The organism is Streptomyces sp. NPDC051286 (assembly GCF_044455345.1).
Lineage (GTDB): Bacteria > Actinomycetota > Actinomycetes > Streptomycetales > Streptomycetaceae > Streptomyces.
The window spans coordinates 1-3,319 of the sequence record NZ_JBITER010000131.1 but is presented as its reverse complement, the minus strand read 5'-3'; the positions used below and the strand labels follow the sequence as shown (position 1 = coordinate 3,319).

Below are 3,319 nucleotides of genomic sequence, written 5' to 3'. Positions count from 1 at the left end.
CCCGACGCCGTCAACTCCGCGATCTGCTGCAACGTCGCACCGACGTCCGACGTACGCGTCGTGGTCATCGACTGCACCGACACCGGCGCATCCCCGCCGACCGCCACCGACCCGACCTGGATCTTGCGGCTGACCCTCCGGTCGGCGAGCTTGGTCGGAACGGACGGCATTCCGAGAGAAATCGCAGTCATGCGCTGAGCATCCCCAAGGTGTGGATCAAGGTCCCGAGATCGGCGGGCTCCGACCTCCGAGGTTACGGCACCGGGGGGAACCCGGAGCACACCGCATCCCGAAGTCCGTACAAACTGAGGCGCCCGGACATCAGATCAGATGTATGCCCGGTCACCGCCTGTGGTGCGCCCGGCTCGATCTGTCCGATCCGAGGTCGCCCGACAGGCTCTGAGGGCGGTCAGGAGATCTTGACCGGATTGACGATGTCGGCCACCAGGACGAGCAGTGTGAAGCAGATGAAGACGCCGGCGACGACATAGGCGACCGGCATCAGCTTGGCCACGTCGAAGGGTCCGGGGTCGGGGCGCTTGAAGACCCGCGCCACATTGCGGCGCAGGGACTCCCAGAGCGCTCCCGCGATGTGCCCGCCGTCGAGCGGCAGCAGGGGCAGCATGTTGAAGAGGAACAGCGAGAGGTTGAAGCCGGCCAGCAGGAACAGCATCATCGCGATCTGGTTCGTCGCCGGGACGTCCAGCGTCATCACCTCGCCGCCGATCCTGGCCGCGCCCAAGACGCCGACCGGGGAGTCGGCCGCTCGCTCGCCGTCGCCGAAGGCCGCGCTCCACAGGCCCGGGATCTTGGACGGGAGGGCGATGATCGAGTCGACGCCGTTCTGGATCATGTCGCCCATGCGGACGACCGAGTCGTTGAAGGAGAGCGGAACGATCTCGGTCTGGGCCGCGAAGCCCAGATACCCGGCCGGGACGTACTTGCCGGGGATCACCTCACCCTTGGAGTCCTTCTTGGCCACCATGTTCTCCTGCAGCACGGCGTGGAGTGTCGTCTCCTGGCCGCCGCGCTCGACGGTGATGGTGGCGGGGCCGATGGTGTCGCGGATCCGGTCGGAGAGGGCGGCCCAGTCGTCCACCTTCTGACCGTTGAAGGCGACGATCTTGTCGCCCTTCTTCAGTCCGGCGGCCTGCGCGGGCGAGACCGGGTCGCTCTTCTTGCAGGTGTCCCGCTTCTCGCTCTGCGCGATCACGCATTTCTGGACGCCCGCGACCTCGGTGGTCTGCGTCTGGAAGCCGAAGGTCATCGACACGCCGAGGAAGATCGCGACGGCCAGAACCAGGTTCATGAACGGTCCGGCGAACATGACGATCACGCGCTTCCATGGCTTGCGCGTGTAGAAGAGGCGGTTCTCGTCACCCGGTTCGATTTCCTCGAAAGCGGCTTCCCGGGCGTCCTCGATCATTCCCCGCCACGGCGAGGTGGAGCGCGCCTCGAGCCGTCCGTCCGGACCGGGCGGGAACATGCCGATCATGCGGATGTAGCCACCGGCCGGGATCGCCTTGATCCCGTACTCGGTGTCGCCCTTCTTCCGCGACCAGATGGTCGGGCCGAAGCCGACCATGTACTGCGGGACGCGGATCCCGAAGAGCTTCGCGGTCGACAGGTGTCCCAGTTCGTGCCAGGCGATCGAGAACAGCAGGCCGAAGGCGAACACGACGATACCCAGAATCGTCAACAGGACCGTCGTCATACTCATGCGCGCGCCTCCGCTGTCGCTTTCGCCGAAAGTTCCCGAGCCCGGGCCCGTGCCCAGGTCTCCGCTTCCAGGACGTCTGCGACCGTGAGCGAAGTTCCCGTGGCAGGGTTGTCGTGTTCGGCCACCACAGCCGTGACCGTATCCATGATTCCGTTGAACGGCAGCTGTCCTGACAGGAAAGCGTCCACACACTCCTCGTTCGCGGCGTTGAACACCGCCGGGGCGGTGCCGCCGAGCGCTCCGACGTGCCGGGCCAGGCCAACGGACGGGAAGGCGTCGTTGTCGAGCGGGAAGAACTCCCAGCTGGACGCCTTCGACCAGTCGAAAGCGGGTGCCGCGTCCGGGACTCGTTCCGGCCATCCCAGGCCGATGGCGATCGGTCCGCGCATGTCCGGCGGGGTGGCCTGGGCGAGGGTGGAGCCGTCGGTGAACTCCACCATGGAGTGAACGTACGACTGGGGGTGGACGACGACTTCGATCCGCTCGAACGGGATGTCGTAGAGGAGATGCGCCTCGATGACCTCCAGTCCCTTGTTGACCAGGGTGGCGGAGTTGATCGTGATCACCGGGCCCATGGCCCAGGTGGGGTGCGCGAGCGCCTGCTCACGCGTGACGCTCGCCAGCTCGCTCTTCGTCCGCCCCCGGAACGGGCCGCCGGATGCGGTGACGACAAGCTTCCGGACATCGGCCCGGGTGCCGGCGGCGAGCGCCTGGAAAAGCGCGGCGTGCTCGGAGTCGACCGGGATGATCTGGCCCGGCTTGGCCAGGGCCTTCACCAGCGGTCCGCCCACGATCAGCGATTCCTTGTTGGCGAGGGCGAGCGTACGGCCGGCCTCCAGTGCGGCGAGCGTGGGGGCCAGACCGATCGAGCCGGTGATTCCGTTGAGCACGGTGTGGCAGGCGCTCCCGGCGAGCCGGGTGGCGGCGTCCGGCCCCGCCAAAATCTCAGGAAGCGGTTCCCCGGCACCGTACTGCTCGCGCAGCGCTTCGCGGAGGGCCGACACCGCGTCCGGTACGGCGACGGCGACCGTGCGCACTCTCAGTCGCCGCGCCTGCTCGGCGAGGAGGGCAACCCGGCCTCCCGCGGCGGAGAGCGCAGTGACGCGGAAGCGGTCGGGGTGACGCAACACCAGGTCAATGGCCTGGGTGCCGATGGACCCGGTGGAGCCGAGGATGACGAGATCCCGGCGTCCCTCCACTGCGTCGAAGATGAGGTGCGGGTCGGCGAGGGGTGCAGGGCTGTCGCTCATGCCCCCCATTCTTGCCGCATAGACCCGGCAGGCGGACAGCGCGTCCCCGGAGACCTCCGGGAGGAGCAGCTCAGGAAGTGTTCCTGTGAATTCCGGCAGCCTCTGGGCGTCGGCGTCCCCGCCCGGGGACGGCGCGGGTGAGCGCCGTGGCGGGAGCATGGGCGGTTGCGACGTCCCTGAGCCGGTGGACTCGACCTCCCCTGGGTGCCAGGTCGCGACGCCCGTCCTGCCGTGCTGCACAGGGCCGGGGGGGGGGGGGGGGGGCGCGGGGGGGGGCCCCCCCCCCCCCCGCCCCCCTGAAGCGCCCCCCGCGCGATAGGGTGGGGGGTGGTGTTGTGTGGGGGGGGGC

At 68.6% G+C, this 3,319-nt stretch carries 3 protein-coding genes; all 3 read right to left on the bottom strand.

Going from position 1 to position 3,319, the window contains the following annotated elements:
• Nucleotides 1–191, bottom strand: a 191-nt coding sequence (locus ACIBB8_RS37670) for a flavodoxin-dependent (E)-4-hydroxy-3-methylbut-2-enyl-diphosphate synthase (RefSeq protein WP_393302847.1), incomplete at its 3' end; no start/stop codon positions are given.
• 218 nt (nucleotides 192–409) lie between these two features.
• Nucleotides 410–1,720 carry a M50 family metallopeptidase gene (locus ACIBB8_RS37665; protein ID WP_398959906.1) on the bottom strand — a complete coding sequence of 437 codons (1,311 nt, stop codon included), beginning with the start codon at nucleotides 1,718–1,720 and terminating at the stop codon, nucleotides 410–412.
• Entirely contained in the window at nucleotides 1,717–2,970 is a 1,254-nt protein-coding gene (gene dxr, locus ACIBB8_RS37660) for a 1-deoxy-D-xylulose-5-phosphate reductoisomerase (protein WP_398959904.1), read from the bottom strand. Before dxr ends, ACIBB8_RS37665 begins: the two co-directional genes overlap by 4 nt.
• Nucleotides 2,971–3,319: the final 349 nt, after the last annotated feature.

Coding starts and splice junctions, on each gene's coding strand:
- dxr (WP_398959904.1), bottom strand. CDS start 2,970: ATGAGCGACAGCCCTGCACCCCTCGCCGACCCGCACCTCATCTTCGAC.
- ACIBB8_RS37665 (WP_398959906.1), bottom strand. CDS start 1,720: ATGAGTATGACGACGGTCCTGTTGACGATTCTGGGTATCGTCGTGTTC.